The organism is Hartmannibacter diazotrophicus (assembly GCF_900231165.1).
GTDB lineage: Bacteria > Pseudomonadota > Alphaproteobacteria > Rhizobiales > Pleomorphomonadaceae > Hartmannibacter > Hartmannibacter diazotrophicus.
On sequence record NZ_LT960614.1, the window covers coordinates 4562996 to 4583164 of the forward strand.

Below are 20169 nucleotides of genomic sequence, written 5' to 3' on the forward strand. Positions count from 1 at the left end.
CGCCAAGAAACTACCTACTAGTAGGTATGAAGGAGATAACATGCTTCGGAAACTTTTGCCGGCCCTTTTCGCCGCCGTCGTCGCCCTGCCGCTCGCCGCCGGCATGGGCTCACCCGCGTTTGCTCAGAACGCCAAGGCCGAGCCGGTTCGCGTCCGCGGCGCTATCGTCGCCTTCAGCGGCCAGGCGTTGACGGTGAAGACGCGCGAGGGCCAGACCGTCGACCTCGCCCTTGCCCAGGGATGGATGGTCTCGAGCGTCGCTCGCGCGGCCGTCACCGACATCAAGCCCGGGGATTATGTCGGTATCGCTTCGCTTCCCACGAAGGACGGCGGCGATGGGGCGCTCGAAGTCCTGATCTTCCCGCCTGCCCTGAAGGGCGCCGGCGAGGGCAGCTTCGGATGGGACCTGAAGCCCAACAGCACCATGACGAACGCGACGGTCGCGGATGCGGTCAAGGGCGTGAACGGCCGGACGGTCACTGTCTCGTATCATGGCAAGGAGAAGAAGATCGCCATTCCCGAAGGCACGCCCGTTGTCACCTTCGCGCCGGCCACCGAGGCCGATCTGAAGCCGGGGGCGGTTGTCTTCGTGTCAGCCGAGAAGGGCACAGGCGGCGCGGTCACGGCGCAGCGGGTTATCGTCGGCACCAACGGCGTCGTCCCGCCGATGTGAGTCGATGAGGCCACCGGCCGGCCCGAACAGCGTCCGGCCGGTGGATTTCCACCTCGCAACAGCTAGATCAACGCAACCAGCCCGTCAGGATCGACCCATGAATGAGGAGACGCGCCCCGCGCACGCTCCATCACGCCAGACGACCGTCCTCATCCGGCGTCACTCCGTCGCGACCCGTCTGACGCACTGGCTGAACGTGCTTTGCCTCAGCGTCCTGCTCCTGAGCGGGCTCCAGATATTCAACGCCTATCCGAGGCTCCACTGGGGCCAGTACGGCGCCGACGCCGATCCTGCTTTCCTCACCATAGGTGCGGGCGAAAGCAACGGAGACCCTCGCGGCTATGTGCGGATCGGCAGTATCTCCGTTCCCACCACGGGTGTCCTGGGCCTATCGAAGATCGACGGCGAGTGGACTCCGCGGGCATTTCCAAGCTGGCTTACGCTTCCGTCCTATCAGGACCTCGCGGCCGGCCGGCGCTGGCACTTCTTCTTCGCCTGGGCCTTTGTCATCAACGGTCTTGTCTATCTCGGATACGGCCTCCTGAGCGGGCATTTCCTCCGTGATTTGGCGCCGGACCGTCATGAGCTCGCGCCGGGCCACATCTGGCGCGAGACCCTCGATCACGCTCGGCTGCGTTTTCCTTCGGGGGAGCAGGCCCGCCGCTACAATACGCTTCAGAAGCTCGCCTACATCGCGGTCATCGCGGGTCTGTTGCCTTTGATGGTGCTGACCGGGCTGACCATGTCGCCCGGCGTGGATGCGGCCTTTCCGGTTCTCCTCGATATCTTCGGCGGGCGTCAAACCGCCCGGACGCTTCACTTCATCACCGCATCGCTGCTCGTCCTGTTCGTCGTCATACACGTCGCCATGGTCATCCTCTCAGGCCCCTGGAACAACGTGCGCGCGATGATCACGGGCCGCTATGTCATCCGTCAGGGGGGACATGACGCATGAGCAGCCTTCTGACCCGCCGGCGCTTCCTGATCGGCGGCACGCTCGGCACCGGTGCGCTTGCGCTGGGTGGCGGCTACGCCTTGGAGCAGAATGTTGATGTCGATGCCGTGCTGCGATCGGCGGAGACGCTCACGATGGGCGCACAGCGAACGTTGCTGCGGCATAGGCCTCTCGCGCGGGAATTCTCTGCGGCTGACATTTCGCCAACATTCCGGGTCAACGGCACGCAAGCGCCCGACTCCAAAGAGTATGCCGCGCTACGCGAGGGCGGCTTTGCCGACTGGAAACTGAAAATCGGCGGGCTGGTGAACCGACCGCTGGAGTTTTCGTTGGCGGACCTCAAGAAGCTTCCTTCGCGCAGCCAGATCACCCGCCATGACTGCGTTGAGGGCTGGAGCGCGATCGGTAAATGGACCGGCGTTCCGCTTGGGCTCATGCTGCATGCGGCAGGGCTTAAGCCGAACGCCCGCTTCGCCGTCTTCCATTGTGCCGACGAGTTGGAGAAGACGTTCGATGGCAGCGGCCGCTACTACGAGAGCATCGACCTCATCGACGCGTTTCATCCGCAGACGATCCTCGCTTACGCGATGAACGACCAGAACCTCACGGTGGGGCACGGCGCGCCGTTGCGCCTCAGGGTCGAACGGCAGCTTGGCTACAAGCAGGCCAAATACGTCATGCGCATCGAGGTCGTCGACAGCTTCGGGGGCCTATGGGGCGGCAGAGGCGGCTTCTGGGAGGACCGAGGTTACGAATGGTACGCGGGGATCTGAATGCTCGACAAATCCCCAATCTGCAAACGCACATACTTCCCCGCACCTGCACGTAGTCCGCGATGGACGGGCGGAGAGGCGGGCTGGACCAAGGAGGCGGTGTGACGTCGCGATTGGGTTATTCGTGACAGCTCGGAAAGCTTGGACACCATTCGTCGAGCGCTGGGGCAGCGCGGAACGAGCTGTCGATCGCATGGACCCCTCTCAATCATGATCGACGCCTCACATCGACATCTTGACCCTCGCGGTCGGGTTATGTATTAGAAGCGCCGCAGCATGCCTTAATGGCACTGTCGTAGGCGTTACCGTCATCCAACGCGTCCGATGCCGAGGGGGTCCCAGCAGGGAAATCTCGGCGATCAATCATATTGGACGCTTGTTGGTATGTCTTCATCTTCATCTCACGCAACGAATCCGTCTGGCACCTCCGCGTTCGCCGGACTCTCCCCCGTTGTACTTGCCGTGTTCCTCGGATTTCTGGCTGTAAGTGTGCCACTCGGCGCTCTGTCCCTGGAAGTCGGAGGTAACCTGGGCTTCGGCACAATCGTCGTCGGTTCGGTCATTGGCCTGCAGTCGCTGGCGACGCTGCTGACACGACATCAGGCCGGCACCCTTTGCGACCATCGTGGTCCTCGAAGGGCCGTCCTCATCGGGCTTCCGTTAGCGGCTAGCTCGGGCGTGGCATATGTGTTGTCGAGCGTGCTGCCCGTCGACACAGCCGGCAAGCTGGCCTTCATGATCGCCGGCCGGCTGGTGATGGGTCTTGGCGAGAGCCTCTTCCTGACCGGATTGATGAGCCTGGGCATTGCGCGCCTCGGGGCGGACCGGACCGGCAGGGTCATGTCATGGACCGGGATCGCAATCTACGCAGCCCTTGGTCTCGGTGCGCCGCTGGGTCTTGCCGCTCAGGCGGCCTACGGTTTCTTGGGGGTCGGGCTGGTCGCGTGCCTGACGCCTCTTCTGGCACTGGCCATCATTGTGCGTCTTCCGCCGACACCCGCTGCCGGCGGAACGCGCGTGCCTTTTCATCGCGTTCTTGGCCTGATCTGGCGTCCCGGACTCGTGCTTGCCCTGGCGATGGTGCCCTTTGCGGTGATGGCAGCTTTTCTGCCGCTTCACTACGCTGCGCGTGGATGGTCGGATGCCGGAATAGCGCTGTTCGGTTTCGGCGCCGCCTACGTTCTCGTGCGCCTGGTCGCACCGGGACTGCCGGATCGATTTGGCGCGACGAGAGTCGCGATCGGTTCATTGTCCTTCGAGCTCGCCGGGCAGGTGTTGTTGTGGCTGGCTCCGACCCCGAGCACCGCGGCGCTTGGAGCGGTCCTCACCGGCCTCGGCTTCTCGCTCGTTTTCCCGGCGATGGGGGTTCTGGCAACCCGATCCGTGCCGCCTGATCAGCGTGGTCGCGCGGTCGGGAACTTCATCGCCTTCGCGGATATTGCGCTTGGCGTCACCGGACCCGCCGTTGGTCTTGCAACGCAATGGGGCGGGATCGCCACAGCTTTTCTCGTCGGCGCGACCGCGACCTTGGCGGCACTCCTTCTGCTGCCCTCGATGAAGCTCGGCAAGACGTCCTGAGCCTGACGGGTGCGCAAATGGCGCCCGCTTCCATTTTCTCCGATGCCGAAAGCCTGCCCGGAAATAAGCGGCGCGGGCGAAGCGCGCACATCTCCCATCACCTGAAAACTGAGGAAGCCCATTCCATGAAACTCGAGGGAAACACGATCCTAATTACGGGCGGAACGAGCGGCATCGGCCGCGCGCTTGCGGAAGCCTTTCACCAGCGGGGCAACCGGGTGATCGTCACGGGTCGGCGCCAGAGCCTTCTCGACGAAATCGCGGCCGCTCATCCTGGAATCATCGGGATGCCGCTTGATCTTGATGAACCAGCCTCGCTGTCTCGCCTCGGTACCGAGGTGCGCACACGGTTCCCGGAGCTCAATGTGCTTGTCGCCAACGCCGGCGTTTCGCGGCAGGAAGACATGACTGCTGGTAGCTGGGACGCTTCGAATGCAGTCGAGATCGTACGGACGAATATCCTTGGCGTGCTGGCGGCAACCGCAGAGTTCCTGCCGATCCTGAAGGGCCAGCCGAACGCCACCATCGTGGCGACCAGCTCCGCACTCGCCTTCGTGCCGCGCGTGGATTTCTCGACTTACTGCGCCAGTAAGGCATTCCTGCACTCCTGGCTCGTCTCGGTGCGGCATCAATTGCGCAATGTGCCGGTCGAGGTTCTCGAACTCTCTCCGCCCTATGTGCAGACAGAGCTTACGGGTGTTCAGCAGGCCTCCGACCCCCGCGCCATGCCTCTCGACGCGTTTGTCGCAACCGTCATGCGGCTTCTCGAGCGCGGCGACCACCCGCGCGGCGAAATCCTGCTTGAACGCGATCATGTGCGGCGGTGGGCGGAGCGGGACGGCACGTACGACGCCATTTTTGCTGCGATGAACCCGTCATAACGAAGCTGGAGAGATCATCATGATGACCAGGCTTTTTTTGGCCGCGACGTTGATTTGTGCCGCGCTCCCTGCCGCCACGGCTCTGGCACAAGGCGCGTTGGATGACCGGTCGCGGCGAGCAGCAGTGCAGGCGAACGGCCGCCAGGTCGTGGAGGCGGCGCAGGTGTTCTTTCTCAGCCTGACGCCGTCCCAGCGCGAGGCGGTCCTCAACCCTTATTCCTTCTCGTCGGCCACGCACTGGTCGAATCTGCCAGAGAAGGACATGGCGCATGCACGGGCCGGCCTTTCTACCGGCACGCTAACACCTGCGCAGTGGCAGGCTTTCAACGGCTTGCTCGCAGCGGCCACTGGATCGGGCAAGAACGAGGGCTTCGACGAGATTCAACAAATCATGAACGCCGACGACTTCATCAGACAGTCGGCGAGACGCTCCGCAGGTTACGGCCGGGACCAATACCGCATCGCCTTTCTCGGCGTGCCAAGCGTTGCTGGACGGTGGCAGCTTCAGTTTGGTGGACACCATCTGGCGCTGAACCATACATACGCCGAGGGGGTGCTGACCGGCGCCACGCCTTCGTTCAGAGGGGCGGAGCCGACATCTTTCGAGTTCGCCGGCTTCTTGAACCAGCCAATGATGCGCAAGCTCAGGGCGATGAGCGCGCTCATCTCAAGTCTGGATCGCTCGCAGGCCAGCTCCGCTCGTTTCACCCGTTCGCCCGGACATCTTGTCGCCGGGCCGGGTCGCGACTGGCATTATCCTGTCAAACCCTACGGGATCCAGGCAACGGATCTGACCGTCGAGCAGCGGCAGATGCTTCGATCGATCATTGAATCCTATGTGCGCGATACCGATGACGCAAATGCAGCCAGGTTGACGGCGATTTACGACGGCGAACTGGATCAAACCTTTGTCAGCTTCTTCGGTGACGCGACTCTCGATCGGGATGGAGACTATTTCCGAATAGATGGTCCATCCGTGTGGATCGAACTGATGATGGATGGGCCGTGGAGTTTTTTGAAGCCGCATCCGCATTCGGTCTGGCGCGACAAGAATACCGACTATGGCGGTGTCAGGGGCTGAGGCGTTCCGGCCCTGTCGACAGACAATTGAGACCAAATCAGACCGGCTCGGCATCGCGCTCCAGACATGGATGAATAGTCATCAATTGACGCTGTGCCAGCCAGCCAACATAGGCCAGGCGCCTCTGGCGCTGAATGACCAAGCGTGTCAGTGAGAATTTGAGATGCTCATCGAGGCCCCAAAAGCCTTCTACACAAAAGGGGGAAGGCGACGTGGCTAGTTGCATCAGACACGATTGCCCCCATTAATGAGTCTCCGCCGGCAACACCCGGCACAATTCAGAGATAGCGGGCCCAAATATCCACCGTGGAGGCCTGCCCAATATGGTCATAGTTGGTCTCCAGCCACTCATCGGCCTTTTCGCGCCCACGATCGCGAAGGTCCACGAGCGCCGTCCAATCCGCATTCAATTTGCTTGAAACGCCCAGCTTTTTCATTGCCTCTTCATCCGAAATGCCATGCACAAAGACCGACTTGAGCCCAAGGTCGATGTCGGGGTGGGTCTCGATCAGTTTTGTGACGAAGGCAATGGCGCGCATCTCACGCATCAGCGAGGAGTTGAAGCTGATTTCGTTGATCCGGTTGAGGATCTCCATCGCCATCTTCGGCACTTCCTCGCGCTCGATCGGGTTGATGTGAACAACGAGAACGTCAGGCGTCTCGCATCCGTAGATCAGCGGAAAAATCGCCGGATTGCCCATGTATCCGCCGTCCCAGTAGGCTTCGCCATCGATCTCGACGGCCTGGAAGAGGAACGGCAGGCAGGCAGAGGCAAGGATCGCATCGACCGAAAGCTCGTCATTGGCAAAGACCTTGACCTTGCCGCTGCGCACGTTCGTCGCGCAGATCTTGAGCTTCAGCGAGCATTTCGAACTCTTCAGCGCCTCAAGGTCGACCGACTGCTTCAGCACCGACTTCAACGGATTGATGTTCGCCGGATTGAACTGGTAGGGCGACATCAGCCGCGTCATGAGGTCGAAGACCAAAAAGGCCGGCGAGTTCTCGAGCGATCGGGTGCCTGAAAGCCGGTCGAACAGGCTCGGCTGCAGCGGGCCGAACGCGGCGGCATGACTGACACGGCGCCAGAAATTGGCCAGCGCCGTCTGCGCTCCGCGTCGCCCGCCTTCGGCAAGGCCATAGGCCAGAACCGCCGCATTCATGGCACCGGCACTGGTGGCGACCACGCCTTCGAACGAAAGATCCTCTTCCTCCAGCAGGCGATCGAGCACCCCCCAGGTGAAAGCCCCGTGCGCGCCGCCACCCTGCAGCGCCAAGTTCAGTACCTTCTTCGACCGGGCGGTCACGGGCTGCACCGGTCGGGCCTTGCCCGCCGCCAGCCGCGAAGCATCAGTATGAGTGTTCATGGATTTCTCCTCGACGGCTGGTCTCAATGGACCGTTTCTGAGAGCGTCGTTCCGATTTTCCCAATCAGCCCAGAGCGCTCGGATGTCATTTGAACGTCCGGCTTTTTGCGAAACCCGGAGCCACATTTGCGGTACGAGTTAAAGCTATTGAGTTCGGGCAATTTCCTATCGATCGGGCGATTCCACCTGATCGCAAAGCGCACTAGTGCGCCGTCCAGCCACCGTCGACGGGCAAGGCCGTGCCTGTGATCGACGCGGCACCATCGGAGCAAAGGAAGACAGCGAGAGCGCCCATTTCCTCGACGGTCGCGAAGCGCTTTGTCGGCTGCTCCTTGAGGAAGACGTCACGGATGACAGCGTCGCGCCCGATCCCGTGGGAGGCCGCCTGGCCGTCAATCTGCTTTTCCACCAAGGGCGTCCAGACGTAGCCGGGGCAGATCGCATTGCAGGTAATGCCGTCCTCGGCCCCTTCCAGAGCCACGACCTTGGTCAACCCGACCATACCGTGCTTGGCTGCGACATAGGCCGATTTGAACGGCGAGGCGATGAGACCGTGCGCCGACGCAACGTTTATGACGCGCCCAAATCCGCGCCGGCGCATGCCCTGGAAGGTTGCCTGAACGAGATGGAACGCGGCCGAAAGGTTGATGGCCAGAATCGCATCCCACTTTTCGGCCGGAAAGTCCTCGACCGGCGCCACGTGCTGGATGCCGGCGTTGTTGACGATGATGTCAACTTGCCCAAAGCGCATCGCGGCGTGCTCGGCCATCATGCGGATGGCCTTCGGGTCCGTCATGTTGGCGGCGTCATAGGCAACGTCGACATCGCAACATTCGGAGAGGCTCGCCCGCTGGGTCTCGATTTCCTCCGGATCGCCGAAGCCGTTGAGCATGACAGCGGCGCCCGCCCTGGCCAGCGCCTCGGCGATGCCGAGACCAATCCCGCTGGTGGAGCCTGTGACGATGGCACTGCGTCCCTCGAGGGCGCGCCGACCGGTTTCCATGTCTGAAGTGGTGGGGTCGACCAGAAGCATTTCATTCATCTCCTCTGCAGAGCCGCAAGCGACGGCCCGTTGGCAAAACAGTGGATGAAATACGTCGAGCAGGAAAATACCGCGGTGGTATGATTTCTATACGCGGATGGCATTGGCAGAACAAAAGGGTCTAGCCAACAGTCTGCGCTATCCGGAATGCTTGACAATCACGGGCGCCGCCAATGGACATACACCACATTCGCTATTTCCTTGCCGTCTGCGAAACGCGCAACTTCACCAGAGCGGCGGAGAATTGCAACGTCACCCAACCGGCGCTGTCACGGGCCGTTCAGCAGCTCGAAGACGAGGTCGGTGGCCTGCTGTTCCGCCGCGAGCGCAATCTCACGCATCTCACGGATCTCGGCGCATTGCTGCGCCCTCGCTTTCAGCAGGTTCTTGACGAGCTTTCCGGCGTTCGCCTCGAAGCCTCGCGCTTCTTGTGTCTGGACAATGCCAACCTCAAGGTCGGCATCATGTGCACCATCGGCCCACGGCGCTTCACCGGGCTTCTGGCTGACTTCCACACCCGTCACCGCGGCATCCAGCTGCAACTCGTCGAGGGCGTGCCCAGCCGTCTGTCCGAACTGCTGGAAGCGGGGGATCTCGACGTTGCGATCATGGCGTCATCGTCGGACTTTCCCGAGCGCTTCAATGTCACGCCGCTCTTTCGCGAGCGTTTTCTCCTCGCCTTTCCGGCCGGCCATCCGTTGACCGGCGACGAATGCGTTCCCATCGCGGCACTCGACGGACAAAACTATTTGCGCCGGCTCAATTGCGAATACCGCGACTTTCTTGCGGCCCTTTGCGAGAGCAAGGGCGTCCGGCTCAATGTTTCCTATGCAAGCGAACGCGAGGACTGGATCCAGAACATGGTCGCCGGCGGCCTCGGTATCTGCTTCATCCCTGAATTCAGCGCGGTCATACCCGGACTGCAGGTCCGTCCCGCCGTGGATCCGGAAGTTTGGCGCAAGGTCTGTCTCGTGACCGTCGCCGGACGTCGATTTTCTCCCGCAGTCTCGACCTTCGTCAGTTCTGTCAAATCCTACGGCTGGCCGGAAAGTGCACTGCACAAGACCGCGGCCTGAACCAACGCAAGACACACGCAAAGAATAATGTGACGGAAGGCTGACGCCTGCCGGACACGATTTTTGTTTTCATGTAAATCGTCATAGCTTCAAGCTATGAAATCAAGTATCAGCCAGCATTTCTATAGAGACCTTGTTCAGGTCACTCTCCGCATAGCCCCGCCTCGTTGCTGGGCCAATCAACGGAGAGATTGAAATGACTTCCAATATTCTTGAAAACCGCACCTCGTTCGGCCTTGCTCTGGCGGCTTCGATCTTTGTCGGCGCCGTTGCCCTGGCGGGAACGCCAGCCGCGGCCGGAGACTGCCCGGCGGATCAAACCACGACCGTCGACGTCCAGAAGCATCCCTCGATGCCGGCTGGCGTCACCGACAATGTCATCGCGACGATCGACCTGTCGTCAAAGGGCGGAACCTGGAAGGGACAGATGTTCCGCATGCGCAAGCTGGTGGTCCAGCCCGGCGGCATCGTGCCCTGGCATGAGCACAATCTTCGCCCTGCCAACATCCTCGTGCTGTCCGGCTCGATCACCGAATACCGCAGCACCTGCAAGGTGGGCATCCGCCATCGTGCCGGCGACGTGACGACGGAATTCGGTGACCTTGCCCACTGGTGGAAGAATACGGGCAAGAAGCCGGCCGTCTTGATCTCCTCCGACATCCTGCCGCCGGCCATGGCGGACGACCAGGTGATGTGACCGGGCACCCAACAGGCATGCCTTTCCTTGATGCGTCTCCGCCAGATCGTGCGGAGACGCCTTTCGCCGGAGCCCGCCGATGACGATTTCCAATCCCTCGACGTCCCGCTTGCGCATGATCGCGGCCGACAGCTGGCGCTTCGGTCTCATCGCGACCATCGCATTCCTGACCCTCGTCGATCTCTTCGCCGCCCAGGCGATCCTGCCTTCGCTCGTCGACAAATTCTCGGTTAGCCGGGCAAGCATGGGTTTCGCGGTCAATGCCAGCACCTTCGGTATGGCGGTGGCGGGTCTAGCAGTCGCGCTGTTCGGGCGCCGCATCGATCGCCGCAACGGCATCTGGATCAGTCTCGTCGTCCTTTCCGTACCGACGACGTTGCTTGCCTTCACCGACGACATCACAACCTTTGCCCTGCTACGGGTCGTTCAGGGCATCGCGATGTCGACGGCGTTCACGCTGACAATGGCCTATCTCGCCGAACATTTTTCCGCCGGCATGGCGACGGGCGCTCTGGCCGCCTATGTGACCGGCAATGTCGCCAGCAACTTCTTCGGCCGGCTTCTGTCTGCAGCCGTCGCCGATGGTTACGGTCTCACCACAAACTTCCTGGTCTTTGCGGCCCTCAACATCGCCGGCGCCGTCATGGTGCGGGCAACGCTCAAGAAGACCGAGGCGATGATGATGACCGATGCGGCCAGCGGGCCGGCGCGCGGCGCCTGGCGCGGGCCGCTGGCGCATCCGCAACTGAGAGCCTCCTTCATTGTCGGCTTTCTCATCCTCTTCGTCTTCATCGGCACCTACACCTACGTCAACTTCCAGCTGACGGCGCCGCCGCTGTCGCTGTCGCCGATGACGCTCGGTCTTGTCTATTTCGTCTTCCTGCCGTCGATGCTGACGACACCGCTGGCGGGCCGCGTCACCGACCGCGTCGGGCCGGGACAAGGCATTGCCTTAACGCTCGCCATCGCGGTCGCCGGCCTTGTGATGCTGCTTGCGACCAACCTGATCGTGGTGCTCCTCGGCATGGCGCTCGTGGCGATCGGCACCTTCCTCGCCCAGGCCATCGCCACCGGGCATGTCAGCCGGACCGCAACGACGGACCGGGCGGCGGCGAGCGGGATCTACCTTGCCTCCTACTATTCGGGCGGTCTCGCCGGCGGCTTCGTGCTTGGCAAGGTCTATGACGGCCTTGGCTGGGGCGCCAGCGTCGCCGTGCTGGTCATCGCCCTCGTTGCCGCCGTCGGCGTTGCCCGGGCACTACGGCCCGCCTGCGCATGATCCATAACCCAGCGTCATTGGAACGAAAGCAGGCCGGCATTGGCGCTCACCAAGAAACTGTCAGAAAAACAAAAGGCTGGCGGATTACTTGCCGCCCTCAACATCCATGGAGAGACACTATGCTCGGTTCCCTGAAATTCATTGCCGCCGGGGTGTTTGCCACCACGATGGCCCTCACTTTCCCCGTCATCGCGTCGGACGGCGTCGTCACTGTGAAGAGCGACTATTCGGTTCGCGAGACCGTGGCGCGCATCAAGAAGGACGTCGCCAAGAAGGGCATCACGTTCTTCGGCGTCATCGACCAGGCCGATCTCGGCCATAAGGCGGGCAACAAGGTGCTGCCGTCACGGCTCGTCATGTTCGGCAATCCGGCTCTCGGCACCACCTTCATCACCGCCAATCCGGAGGCAGGGCTCGACTGGCCAGTGCGCGTGCTCGTCTACCAGACAGCCGATGGCAAGGTCTTTGCGGCCTATTCGGATTTCGACTGGATCGCCAAGCGCCATGGCATCACCAGTCGCAAGGCCCAGTTCGAGATGGCAAGCGAAGTCATCCAGTCGATCACCTCTGCGGTGAAAAAGCCCTGATCGACATGTCTGTGGGGCGCACGCCCGAAAACAGACCCAAACGTCAAGAACGGCGGCGGTCATAGCGTGACCGCCGCCGTTCTTGACGTTTGCCGCCACCGGAGACGATCGGCCCCTCGGCCCGTCCCAAAGACACACGTCGAAGGCCCTGCTCCGTTGCGCAGCGAGATCGCCTTTCGATAGCCCACTCACGAGCCGATCCGGCCTCGTCAGGCTCTCCAATCCCCAAGTGATGCCAGCAGGAAAAAGGGTGCCTGAGCTTGCGCCAGGCGGCGCCGTGTTCACCCGGCCGCTGGATGTGACCAGCCTATGGATTCCATGCCGAGCTCGCATTTCCGCCCATCCGCAAGATGTGGGAACGTTTGGATGTTAGCGGCGAAACGAACGATCGTTCGCCTTCAACCAAAGATCAGGAGACTGCAAGATGAACCCGACGAAGACCCTCATCGGATCGGCGCTGGCCGCCATCGCCACGCTGGGCGCGACCGCCGCCGTTGCCGGCCCTGCGGCCCAGCCCGGCTACACATTCGAAAAGTGCTACGGCATCGCGAAGGCCGGTCAGAATGACTGCCAGACGGCAACCCATTCCTGCGCCGGGACGGCAACGAGCGACGGCCAGGGTGATTCCTGGATCTACGTTCCGGCCGGCACCTGCGCCAAGATCGCGGGCAGCGCGATGATGCCCAAAGCCTGACGCCCGTGTCCCCGGGCCAGCCAAGGAGTTGAGCGATGTCACACCGTTTCTCCCATCGTCCGGTCCCCGTCAGCGGCGGCATCGGACTGCGTTCTCCGCACATCGGTGAAATGCTGGTGCGTCGTCCGACGATTGGCTGGCTCGAGGTCCATGCCGAGAACTACATGGGCGACGGAGCTGCCGTGGCGGCTCTGGAGCGCCTGCGCGCCTCCTATGCACTGTCGGTGCACGGCGTCGGCCTTTCGCTCGGCAGCGCCAACGGCATCGACCGGGACCATCTGGAGCGCCTTGCCCGCGTCTGCGAGCGCTTTGAACCGGGCCTCGTTTCCGAGCACCTTGCCTGGTGCGTCGCGGACGGTGCCTATCTCAACGATCTCCTGCCCCTGCGCTACGACGACGAGGCGCTTGCGATCGTCGCCCGCAATGTCGGGATCATGCAGGACCGGCTGAAGCGGACCGTGCTCATCGAGAACCTCTCCGCATACCTTTCGTTCGAGGGTTCGAGCCTGACAGAAGCCGAATTTCTGGCCGAACTCGTCAGGCGCACGGGCTGCGGTCTCCTGCTGGACGTCAACAATGTATTCGTGTCCGCGCACAACCTCGCATTCGACGCCAAACGCTTTATCGATGCTCTGCCGGCGGCGGCAATCGGCGAAATCCATCTCGCCGGGCACGCAGTGAATGAAGTCGACGGCGGCACCATCCTGATCGATGACCACGGCTCGCGCGTGCCACCGGCCGTCTGGTCACTCTATGCCTATGCACTCGGGCAGATCGGGCCGAGACCGACCCTTATCGAATGGGATACCGATGTGCCGGAACTTGATGTTCTGCTTGGCGAGGCGATGTGGGCCGACATGCTGACCGCCTCTCTGACGTTCACGGGCATTGGTCTGGCAAACCCGCCGGCCGACGCGAGAGCCTTGCCGAAGGTCATCGCCTTCGAGGACCGATGGTCGCCAAGGCTGCCGGCCCTCACCGCCGTCAAGGCCATGAACGCCTTGCATTGGCCGGTGGAGGCAAACATTCCCGTCGGAGAGCGCCATGCCCTCGCTTGAGGAACTGCAATTGGCAACGGCCCGGTGCGTGCTCGGACATGCTTCAGGCTACACGCTGCCGCTGACCGGCAGCAGCAAATCGGCGGCGCGTCTTGGCATCTACCGCAACAATACGCGCTCGTCGCTGACCACGGTACTCCTCACCGTGTTCCCGGTGACAGCAGGGCTCGTCGACGAGCGGTTCTTTCGGTATGCCGCCAGCGACTTCATCAGCCGCTTCCCCCCTGCCGAAGCGCGCCTCGCACGCTATGGCGCAGGCTTCCCGCGGTTTCTGAAGTCTCTGGAAACACTTGCCGAGTTGCCTTTTGTCGCCGAGGTCGCCCGCCTCGAATGGGCGATTGCCGAAGCGCTCGACGCAAAGAGCGAACCGCCGCTCGCGCTCGAAGCCCTGGCCGGTGCCAGTCTGAGTTTGTCGCCATGCCTGCGGTTGCAGCCATCGCTTCGTCTCATCGCCTTGCGCACGCCGGTCCTCGCGATCTGGCAGGCGCATCAAGCCGGGCAGGAACCGGCACCAGGATGGCGCCGTGAAGTCGAGCGCATCGCGCTATGGCGCTGCGGAGACGCGGTCCGGCTGGCGACCATCGGCCATTCGGATTTCGCATTCCGCCACGCACTGGCCGCCGGCTGCGGGCTGGAGCCGGCCGTGAAACGGGCACTTGCCCGCGATCCGATGTTCGACCTCCTCGGCGCGCTGGTTCGTCTCATCCAGGACGGACTCGTGGTCGAACTGAAGCCGTGAGCCGGTTCGCGCCGAAGGTGTAGCGATTGCAACTTTGTTCCTGAGTGGGACGAGCGGGTGCCGTAGGGCGCCGTTCGCATGCTGCTGCTCGCGCAATTTCTGTCCGAGGAGCCTGACTGAACCAAACCGAAGGAGAGACCCATGACCGCCGTTCCGACCATGTCCAGCGCCCCGCGTTCGGGGCTGATCGCCCTCTACCGGAAAGCCGTGAAGCTGCCCGAGCGTCTTCCGCTCTCGGTGGTGCAACTCGCCGCGCGTGTCGCCGTGGCACACGTTTTCTGGCAATCCGCCCAGAGCAAGCTTGCTTCCTGGCCGGTGACCCTGCAGCTCTTTGCCGCCGAATATCAGTTGCCGCTGATTCCGCCGGAGCTTGCCGCGCCGCTCGCCACCACTGCCGAAATCACGGGCGCCGTGCTGCTGCTCTTCGGGGTCTTCGCCCGCTTCGGCGCGCTGATCCTGCTTGGTGTCATCACGACGATCCAGATCTTCGTCTACCCGGGGAGCTGGGCGGAGCACCTGTTGTGGGCATCGCTGCTGCTGCTCATCCTCAGCCGCGGAGCAGGTGCCATTTCCCTCGACGCCGTGGCGCAACACCTCCTGCCGGAAAGGAACTGACCCATGTTGCAGGAGGCCGTGATCGAACGGGCGACACCGCCCGCCGGACAGCAGACAATGCCGGACGTGCCGGCACCAGTCGGCGGCGAGCGGCCTCGGGTCGTCATTCTCGGCGCCGGCTTCGGCGGGCTCAACGCCGCCATGGCGCTTGCCGACGCGCCGGTCGACATCACGATTGTCGACCGGCGCAACCACCACCTGTTCCAGCCCTTGCTCTATCAAGTGGCGACCGCCGGGCTGTCGCCGGCCCAGATCGCAACGCCCATAAGGCGCGTCCTCGCCGCGCAGAAGAATGTCACGGTGCTGATGGAAACCGCCCGGGCGATCGACCCTAAGCTCCGGACTGTCACCACCTGCACACGTGAGATCGACTACGACTATCTCATCGTCGCCATGGGCGCCCGGCATGCCTATTTCGGCCATGATGAGTGGGAAAAGACGGCGCCGGGCCTCAAGACGATTGCCGACGCCACCGACATCCGCGCCCGCATTCTGACCGCCTTCGAGAAGGCCGAAGCCCGCCAGGACCCGGCCGGGCGGGCCGCTCTCATGACCTTCATCGTCGTCGGTGGCGGTCCAACCGGCGTCGAGATGTCGGGCGCGATCGCCGAGCTTGCGCGCCAGGCCATCGTTCGCGATTTCCGCAACATCTCGCCCGAAACGGCGCGCATCGTTCTCGTGGAGGCCGGACCGCGCCTGCTGCCCTCGTTTCCGGAAACGCTATCGGCCGCCGCTGCGCGGCAGCTGGAGAAAATCGGTGTCGAGGTCAGGCTCGGCGCATCGGTCATCGCTTGCGACGAGGGCGGCGTTACGTTGGCCGGCGACGCACGGATCGACGCAGCAACCGTCCTGTGGTGCGCCGGGGTCATGGCCTCGCCAGCCGCCAGCTGGCTCGCGGTTCCGTCGGACCGTGCCGGGCGCGTCATCGTCAATCCCGACCTTTCCGTGCCGCAGTATCCGGAAATCTTCGTGATCGGCGACACGGCCGCCGTGCTTGCCGCGGACGGACGTCCGGTTCCAGGTGTCGCGCCCGCCGCCAAGCAGATGGGCCGCCATGCGGCCGTGGCCATCCGCTCCAAACTCGCCGGCTGGCCGAGCCAACCCTTCCGCTATCGCGATTTCGGCAATCTTGCCACGATCGGGCGCAAGGCGGCCGTGGCCGACCTTGGCCGCATCCGGCTCTCGGGCTTTGCAGCCTGGTTGCTCTGGAGTCTGGCGCACCTGTGGTTCCTGGTCGGATATCGCAATCGGCTGGTCGTGTTCCTCGATTGGGCCTTTGCCTACATCGCCTTTGAACGCGGCGCCCGTTTGATCACTGAACGGAGCGAACGTTGAGGACCATGGCCGGTTCCGATCCCCGCAAACTCGAGCGGCCGAACCCGGTTCATCGTGATCCGGCCGCCCGACGCCACGAGTTGGAAATGTCGATACCGAACAGCTTTCCCGGCTCCGGCGCCCTTGACGATCCTGCACACCGCTCTCGCGGAACGCCCAACCCGGCGCGGCCACCTCGTGGGTTGCCGGCCGTCATGCGGAGTTGAGACCGATGTCCCTTGGGAGCGAGTTGCCTTCGTCGAAAGGTCGCCGCAACGACGTGGCCCTGTTCTCGCGTCTGCCGCGCATGCGATTCGGCAGGGCGGTCGTGTTGCTCTTCCTGCTCGCCGTTCTCTCCACCGCAGGCCTCGTCCACTATTTCTGGCAGCAGACCGCGAACCGCAACGTCGACAAGATCGTCGCCGAACTGGACGCTCAGGTGGCCGCGACGGTGCGTGGCGAACTTGCCGGTATCTTCATCGCGGCCGAAGGAACCGTCGAAACGGCGCGCTCGATCTTCTTTCAAGGTGCCATCAAGGCCGATGACGAAGCCAAGCGGGAATTCATCTTCCTGGCCCTCCTGCGCGCCCACCCGGCGCTCAGCTGGATCGGCTTCGGCTTTCCCGACGGCCGGTTCTTTGGCGCCCATGCGACCGACGACGACAAGATTGAAATGCTGGAAATCGGGGCTGGCGAACCTGGTTCGCCGCGTCCGCTCCGGCGCGACGTCTACTCCCCCATTCCCGGCGACATCATGTTCGAGGACCGTATCAAGGACGAAAGCGCCTATGTGACGCTGGGGGCGCCGTGGTACCGCGCCGGCAAGGAAAGCGACACCCCGCTCTGGACAGATGCCGACGTGCTGCCGAACGGCTTCGAGCCAGCCATCGTCTCCTCCAACCGGCTCGTCATGTTCGGCAACTTCCAGGGCGTCATCATGACCGCGGTCGGTCTGCAGCGGCTTTCGGGCGTGCTTGCGGGTCTCGGTGCTGCGCGTATCGGGGAAATCTTCCTGCTGCGTCCAGACGGGACGGTTCTGGCGACCTCCGCGACGAAGGACGGCACCCGCGCGTCGAACCTCGCCGATTTTCCCGCCGACGACGTCTTCGCCCGGGCAGCCATGGACGCATTGCGAACGCAAGCCGACCCGGAATTCCACGTGATGGTCGGCAGCAGCCAAGGTTCGGTCTACATTTCCGCCAATTTGTTGCCGTTCAACGGCTGGCGGCTGGTCACCGCGATTCCACGCTCCGTTTTCGCCGACGAGATCGACCGCAATACCAACAAGGTGCTGATCGTCATCACCGGCTTGACGCTCGTTGCGGCGGCAACAGCCGTGGCCTTTGCCAATTTTCTCTTCGCGCGGCCCATCCGCCAGCTCGCCGAACAACTCGTTGCCGTCGAGCGCTTCGATTTCGACGGCGTTCGCCGCATTCCCTCGCCGCTGACCGAACTCGATGATCTCTCCGCGGCATTGCAGCGCATGGCCGCCGGCCTCAGGGCCTTTGCTCGCTTCATGCCGCTCGACATCGTGCGCCCGTTGGTGACAGGAGCCGTCGAGCCGAAGCCCGGCGGCGATGTGCGCGAGATCTCGGTGCTCTTCGCGGATCTTCCCGGCTTCACGGAGCTGACCGAACGACTGGGGCCGGGCGTCGAGCCTCATTTGACAGCCTTTCTCACCGTGGCCGTCGAGGCGGTGCATCGCGAGGGCGGGACCGTCGACAAATTCATTGGCGACGCAGTGATGGCAATCTGGAATGCGCCCGGGCCGGTGCCCGATCATGCGCTAAGGGCCTGCCGCGCCGCCGCCGCCATCCGCGAGGCGATGCACGCCATGCCCTCCCCCGTGACTGGCGACGGCCCACGGGTTCGGATCGGGATCAACACCGGCACCGCGCTCGTCGGCAATGTCGGATCGGAAGAGCGGCTCAGCTATACGGCGATCGGCGACACGGTCAATCTTGCCAGCCGCCTTGTCGGCGTTGCCAAGGATCAGCATGTCGAAATCGTTCTGAGCAAAATGACCCATGAGGCGACAGGCGCTCGAATCCGGACGACGGCACTCGGCGAGACGGCCATTCGCGGTCGCACGGAGCCCGTCGACGTCTATGCGCTCAACTAGCCCGATACCGTTCGAATGGCAGGGTGTGCAAAATCAAGCCGCCCTCCGCTTCTCCAATGAAAATCCAAAGTGGAAGCAAGGCGACCGAGCACCGCATGCGGGCTCGACGGATTTGACTCCGTCGGCAAGACGCAGCAGGCCGCCACGCGAGAGGACGTATGGTGCGGGCATCGGACCGACTGTAACGGTCCTACAGCAAAGCTTTCCCGATCGAGGCTCCGCCATCGACGTGCAGCGTCTGCCCGGTGATGAATGCGGCATCCTCCGACAGCAGGAATTCAATCGCAGCGGCCAATTCGTCAGGTTGGCCGAACCGCTTCATCGGAACGCCGGCTAAGTAACGCGCCTCGCCTTCGCTGCCGATGGGATTGTTCTCCCGGAACAGTTCCGTTTCGGTCGGCCCCGGAGAGACCGCATTCACGGTAATCCCGGTCGGCGCGAGTTCGAGCGCCCAGCTTCGCGTGAAGCTGACGAGGGCTGCCTTGGCAGCGGCATAGCTTGTCCGCTGAAGGCTGCCGAGAACAGTGAGGCTGGAAATATTGACGACACGGCCCCAGTTGCGGGCGCGCATGCCCGGCAGGGCGGCCTGCACGGCCACCAGGGCGGGATGCAGATTGACGCGCATCACCTCCTCAAGCGTTTCAACGGCGATGTCGCCAAGCGGCGCGGCCCTGACCAGTCCGACATTGTTGACCACGCCATCGACATTGCTGTCCTTGACGATCCTGGCCAGGTCCTCGTTGGCACTGCGGTCGGAAAGATCGAGCGTATGCAGCGGGCCAGGAAAAGCGTCGTTCGGGTTCCGGGCAATGCCGATGACAGTGTGGTTGCGTGCGGCCAGACGGTTGGCAAGCGCCAGACCGATGCCCTTGCTGGCGCCGGTGATCAGGAATGTTCTCTTCATCGGGAAAATCCTCTGGCCCCGCCTCCGGGGAAGCAGGGCCATCATGGGGTGAGTGGATCAGGCTGCGGCGCGGCCTGCTGCCTGACGGAGCGCCGGCAGCATGTCTTCCGGTTCCGGGCGACGGGTGTAGTCCGGGTTCACCTCGGCGTAGAGGATCACGCCATCCTGACCGACGACGTAGCGGGCCGGCATCGGCAGGGTCCAGCTCTCATCGCCGTTGAAGCCCGGAAGGTCGTTCTTCAGCGACTTGTAGAGCTCGACCAGGTAGTCCTGCATCTCGAAGCGCAGGCCGAAGGCGGCGGCAACGTCGTTATGCGGGTCCGACAGGATCGGGAACGTCAGGTTGTTCTGTCGCACCGACTTGCGGCTGTTGACCGGGTTCTGCGGCGAGATGGCGACGAGCTTCGCGCCGAGCGTCTCGAACTGCGGCAGTGCTTCCTGCAAAGCCTGGAGTTCCATGTTGCAATAGGGGCACCAGACGCCACGGTAGAAGCTGATGACCAGCGGTCCGTGCGCCAGGAGATCAGCGGACGACACCGGATTGCCATCGGGATCGGAGAGCGTGAAGTCCGGCAGGCGATCGCCGGCCTTCAAGGCCTTCTGGGCCGCCCCCGAGGCAATCAGCTCGGCGGTGGCGCGGTGCATGGTCTCGATGACCGAGTAGGGGACGTTGTAGGGCGGTTTGCCGGCTTCGAAATCGGCCTTGAAGGCGTCGAGCTTGGATTGCAGGGTCATGG

General features: G+C 63.2%; 20 protein-coding genes. 16 read left to right on the forward strand and 4 right to left on the reverse strand.

Annotated features, from left to right (window positions below; all coding sequences use genetic code 11):
• Positions 1–40: 40 nt before the first annotated feature.
• From HDIA_RS21095 to HDIA_RS21120, 6 genes are all read left to right on the forward strand, one after another.
• A complete protein-coding gene (locus HDIA_RS21095; RefSeq protein ID WP_099557940.1) occupies positions 41–673 on the forward strand; it encodes a hypothetical protein in 633 nt (210 codons plus the stop codon).
• 97 nt (positions 674–770) lie between these two features.
• Entirely contained in the window at positions 771–1628 is an 858-nt protein-coding gene (locus HDIA_RS21100; protein WP_099557941.1) for a cytochrome b/b6 domain-containing protein, read from the forward strand.
• Positions 1625–2401: a molybdopterin-dependent oxidoreductase gene (locus HDIA_RS21105; protein ID WP_099557942.1), complete on the forward strand. Its 777-nt coding sequence runs from the start codon at positions 1625–1627 to the stop codon at positions 2399–2401. Before HDIA_RS21100 ends, HDIA_RS21105 begins: the two co-directional genes overlap by 4 nt.
• 324 nt (positions 2402–2725) lie before the next feature.
• Positions 2726–3979: an MFS transporter gene (locus HDIA_RS21110; RefSeq protein ID WP_197708060.1), complete on the forward strand. Its 1254-nt coding sequence runs from the start codon at positions 2726–2728 to the stop codon at positions 3977–3979.
• A gap of 17 nt (positions 3980–3996) precedes the next feature.
• A complete protein-coding gene (locus tag HDIA_RS21115; RefSeq protein ID WP_245884016.1) occupies positions 3997–4860 on the forward strand; it encodes an SDR family oxidoreductase in 864 nt (287 codons plus the stop codon).
• A gap of 19 nt (positions 4861–4879) precedes the next feature.
• Positions 4880–5941 (forward strand): DUF3500 domain-containing protein, encoded by a 1062-nt coding sequence (locus tag HDIA_RS21120; protein WP_099557944.1) that lies wholly within the window; start codon positions 4880–4882, stop codon positions 5939–5941.
• A gap of 278 nt (positions 5942–6219) precedes the next feature.
• Here HDIA_RS21120 and HDIA_RS21125 read toward each other — a convergent pair whose 3' ends face one another.
• Both HDIA_RS21125 and HDIA_RS21130 read right to left on the reverse strand, forming a co-directional pair.
• Positions 6220–7305 (reverse strand): patatin-like phospholipase family protein, encoded by a 1086-nt coding sequence (locus HDIA_RS21125; protein ID WP_099557945.1) that lies wholly within the window; start codon positions 7303–7305, stop codon positions 6220–6222.
• 202 nt (positions 7306–7507) lie between these two features.
• Entirely contained in the window at positions 7508–8338 is an 831-nt protein-coding gene (locus tag HDIA_RS21130; protein WP_099557946.1) for a 3-hydroxybutyrate dehydrogenase, read from the reverse strand.
• A gap of 182 nt (positions 8339–8520) precedes the next feature.
• Here HDIA_RS21130 and HDIA_RS21135 point away from each other — a divergent pair, with 182 nt between their 5' ends.
• The 10 genes from HDIA_RS21135 to HDIA_RS21180 all read left to right on the forward strand — a co-directional run bounded on the left by HDIA_RS21135 (position 8521) and on the right by HDIA_RS21180 (position 18528).
• Positions 8521–9423 (forward strand): LysR family transcriptional regulator, encoded by a 903-nt coding sequence (locus tag HDIA_RS21135; RefSeq protein WP_099557947.1) that lies wholly within the window; start codon positions 8521–8523, stop codon positions 9421–9423.
• 196 nt (positions 9424–9619) lie between these two features.
• Positions 9620–10120: a cupin domain-containing protein gene (locus tag HDIA_RS21140; protein ID WP_099557948.1), complete on the forward strand. Its 501-nt coding sequence runs from the start codon at positions 9620–9622 to the stop codon at positions 10118–10120.
• 79 nt (positions 10121–10199) lie between these two features.
• Entirely contained in the window at positions 10200–11399 is a 1200-nt protein-coding gene (locus HDIA_RS21145; RefSeq protein ID WP_099557949.1) for an MFS transporter, read from the forward strand.
• 167 nt (positions 11400–11566) lie between these two features.
• Positions 11567–11986, forward strand: coding sequence for a DUF302 domain-containing protein (locus HDIA_RS21150; RefSeq protein ID WP_425432961.1), 420 nt, complete (start codon positions 11567–11569; stop codon positions 11984–11986).
• Between the two features lie 424 nt (positions 11987–12410).
• The gene (locus HDIA_RS21155) at positions 12411–12680 is read left to right on the forward strand and encodes a BufA1 family periplasmic bufferin-type metallophore (protein WP_099557951.1); all 270 of its coding nucleotides are present in this window, start codon (positions 12411–12413) and stop codon (positions 12678–12680) included.
• 35 nt (positions 12681–12715) lie between these two features.
• Positions 12716–13738, forward strand: coding sequence for an MNIO family bufferin maturase (bufB, locus tag HDIA_RS21160; protein WP_099557952.1), 1023 nt, complete (start codon positions 12716–12718; stop codon positions 13736–13738).
• Complete coding sequence (locus tag HDIA_RS21165) at positions 13725–14477, forward strand: HvfC/BufC N-terminal domain-containing protein (protein ID WP_099557953.1); 753 nt, start codon at positions 13725–13727, stop codon at positions 14475–14477. The genes bufB and HDIA_RS21165 overlap by 14 nt, the downstream gene beginning before the upstream one ends.
• A gap of 141 nt (positions 14478–14618) precedes the next feature.
• Entirely contained in the window at positions 14619–15092 is a 474-nt protein-coding gene (locus HDIA_RS21170; RefSeq protein WP_099557954.1) for a DoxX family protein, read from the forward strand.
• 57 nt (positions 15093–15149) lie between these two features.
• The gene (locus tag HDIA_RS21175; protein ID WP_099559074.1) at positions 15150–16427 is read left to right on the forward strand and encodes an NAD(P)/FAD-dependent oxidoreductase; all 1278 of its coding nucleotides are present in this window, start codon (positions 15150–15152) and stop codon (positions 16425–16427) included.
• Between the two features lie 211 nt (positions 16428–16638).
• Entirely contained in the window at positions 16639–18528 is a 1890-nt protein-coding gene (locus HDIA_RS21180) for an adenylate/guanylate cyclase domain-containing protein (RefSeq protein ID WP_342748064.1), read from the forward strand.
• Between the two features lie 190 nt (positions 18529–18718).
• Here HDIA_RS21180 and HDIA_RS21185 read toward each other — a convergent pair whose 3' ends face one another.
• On the reverse strand, positions 18719–19432 hold the full coding sequence (locus HDIA_RS21185) for an SDR family oxidoreductase (RefSeq protein ID WP_099557955.1): 714 nt from the start codon (positions 19430–19432) through the stop codon (positions 18719–18721).
• Positions 19433–19489: 57 nt separating this feature from the next.
• Complete coding sequence (locus HDIA_RS21190) at positions 19490–20167, reverse strand: peroxiredoxin-like family protein (RefSeq protein ID WP_099557956.1); 678 nt, start codon at positions 20165–20167, stop codon at positions 19490–19492.
• Between the last annotated feature and the right edge of the window lie 2 nt (positions 20168–20169).

What these genes read in the sequence shown, in the direction of transcription:
- HDIA_RS21095 (WP_099557940.1), top strand. Translation starts at nt 41, where the DNA reads ATGCTTCGGAAACTTTTGCCGGCCCTTTTCGCCGCCGTCGTCGCCCTG.
- HDIA_RS21100 (WP_099557941.1), top strand. Translation starts at nt 771, where the DNA reads ATGAATGAGGAGACGCGCCCCGCGCACGCTCCATCACGCCAGACGACC.
- HDIA_RS21105 (WP_099557942.1), top strand. Translation starts at nt 1,625, where the DNA reads ATGAGCAGCCTTCTGACCCGCCGGCGCTTCCTGATCGGCGGCACGCTC.
- HDIA_RS21110 (WP_197708060.1), top strand. Translation starts at nt 2,726, where the DNA reads ATGCCGAGGGGGTCCCAGCAGGGAAATCTCGGCGATCAATCATATTGG.
- HDIA_RS21115 (WP_245884016.1), top strand. Translation starts at nt 3,997, where the DNA reads ATGGCGCCCGCTTCCATTTTCTCCGATGCCGAAAGCCTGCCCGGAAAT.
- HDIA_RS21120 (WP_099557944.1), top strand. Translation starts at nt 4,880, where the DNA reads ATGATGACCAGGCTTTTTTTGGCCGCGACGTTGATTTGTGCCGCGCTC.
- HDIA_RS21125 (WP_099557945.1), bottom strand. Translation starts at nt 7,305, where the DNA reads ATGAACACTCATACTGATGCTTCGCGGCTGGCGGCGGGCAAGGCCCGA.
- HDIA_RS21130 (WP_099557946.1), bottom strand. Translation starts at nt 8,338, where the DNA reads ATGCTTCTGGTCGACCCCACCACTTCAGACATGGAAACCGGTCGGCGC.
- HDIA_RS21135 (WP_099557947.1), top strand. Translation starts at nt 8,521, where the DNA reads ATGGACATACACCACATTCGCTATTTCCTTGCCGTCTGCGAAACGCGC.
- HDIA_RS21140 (WP_099557948.1), top strand. Translation starts at nt 9,620, where the DNA reads ATGACTTCCAATATTCTTGAAAACCGCACCTCGTTCGGCCTTGCTCTG.
- HDIA_RS21145 (WP_099557949.1), top strand. Translation starts at nt 10,200, where the DNA reads ATGACGATTTCCAATCCCTCGACGTCCCGCTTGCGCATGATCGCGGCC.
- HDIA_RS21150 (WP_425432961.1), top strand. Translation starts at nt 11,567, where the DNA reads ATGGCCCTCACTTTCCCCGTCATCGCGTCGGACGGCGTCGTCACTGTG.
- HDIA_RS21155 (WP_099557951.1), top strand. Translation starts at nt 12,411, where the DNA reads ATGAACCCGACGAAGACCCTCATCGGATCGGCGCTGGCCGCCATCGCC.
- bufB (WP_099557952.1), top strand. Translation starts at nt 12,716, where the DNA reads ATGTCACACCGTTTCTCCCATCGTCCGGTCCCCGTCAGCGGCGGCATC.
- HDIA_RS21165 (WP_099557953.1), top strand. Translation starts at nt 13,725, where the DNA reads ATGCCCTCGCTTGAGGAACTGCAATTGGCAACGGCCCGGTGCGTGCTC.
- HDIA_RS21170 (WP_099557954.1), top strand. Translation starts at nt 14,619, where the DNA reads ATGACCGCCGTTCCGACCATGTCCAGCGCCCCGCGTTCGGGGCTGATC.
- HDIA_RS21175 (WP_099559074.1), top strand. Translation starts at nt 15,150, where the DNA reads ATGCCGGACGTGCCGGCACCAGTCGGCGGCGAGCGGCCTCGGGTCGTC.
- HDIA_RS21180 (WP_342748064.1), top strand. Translation starts at nt 16,639, where the DNA reads ATGTCCCTTGGGAGCGAGTTGCCTTCGTCGAAAGGTCGCCGCAACGAC.
- HDIA_RS21185 (WP_099557955.1), bottom strand. Translation starts at nt 19,432, where the DNA reads ATGAAGAGAACATTCCTGATCACCGGCGCCAGCAAGGGCATCGGTCTG.
- HDIA_RS21190 (WP_099557956.1), bottom strand. Translation starts at nt 20,167, where the DNA reads ATGACCCTGCAATCCAAGCTCGACGCCTTCAAGGCCGATTTCGAAGCC.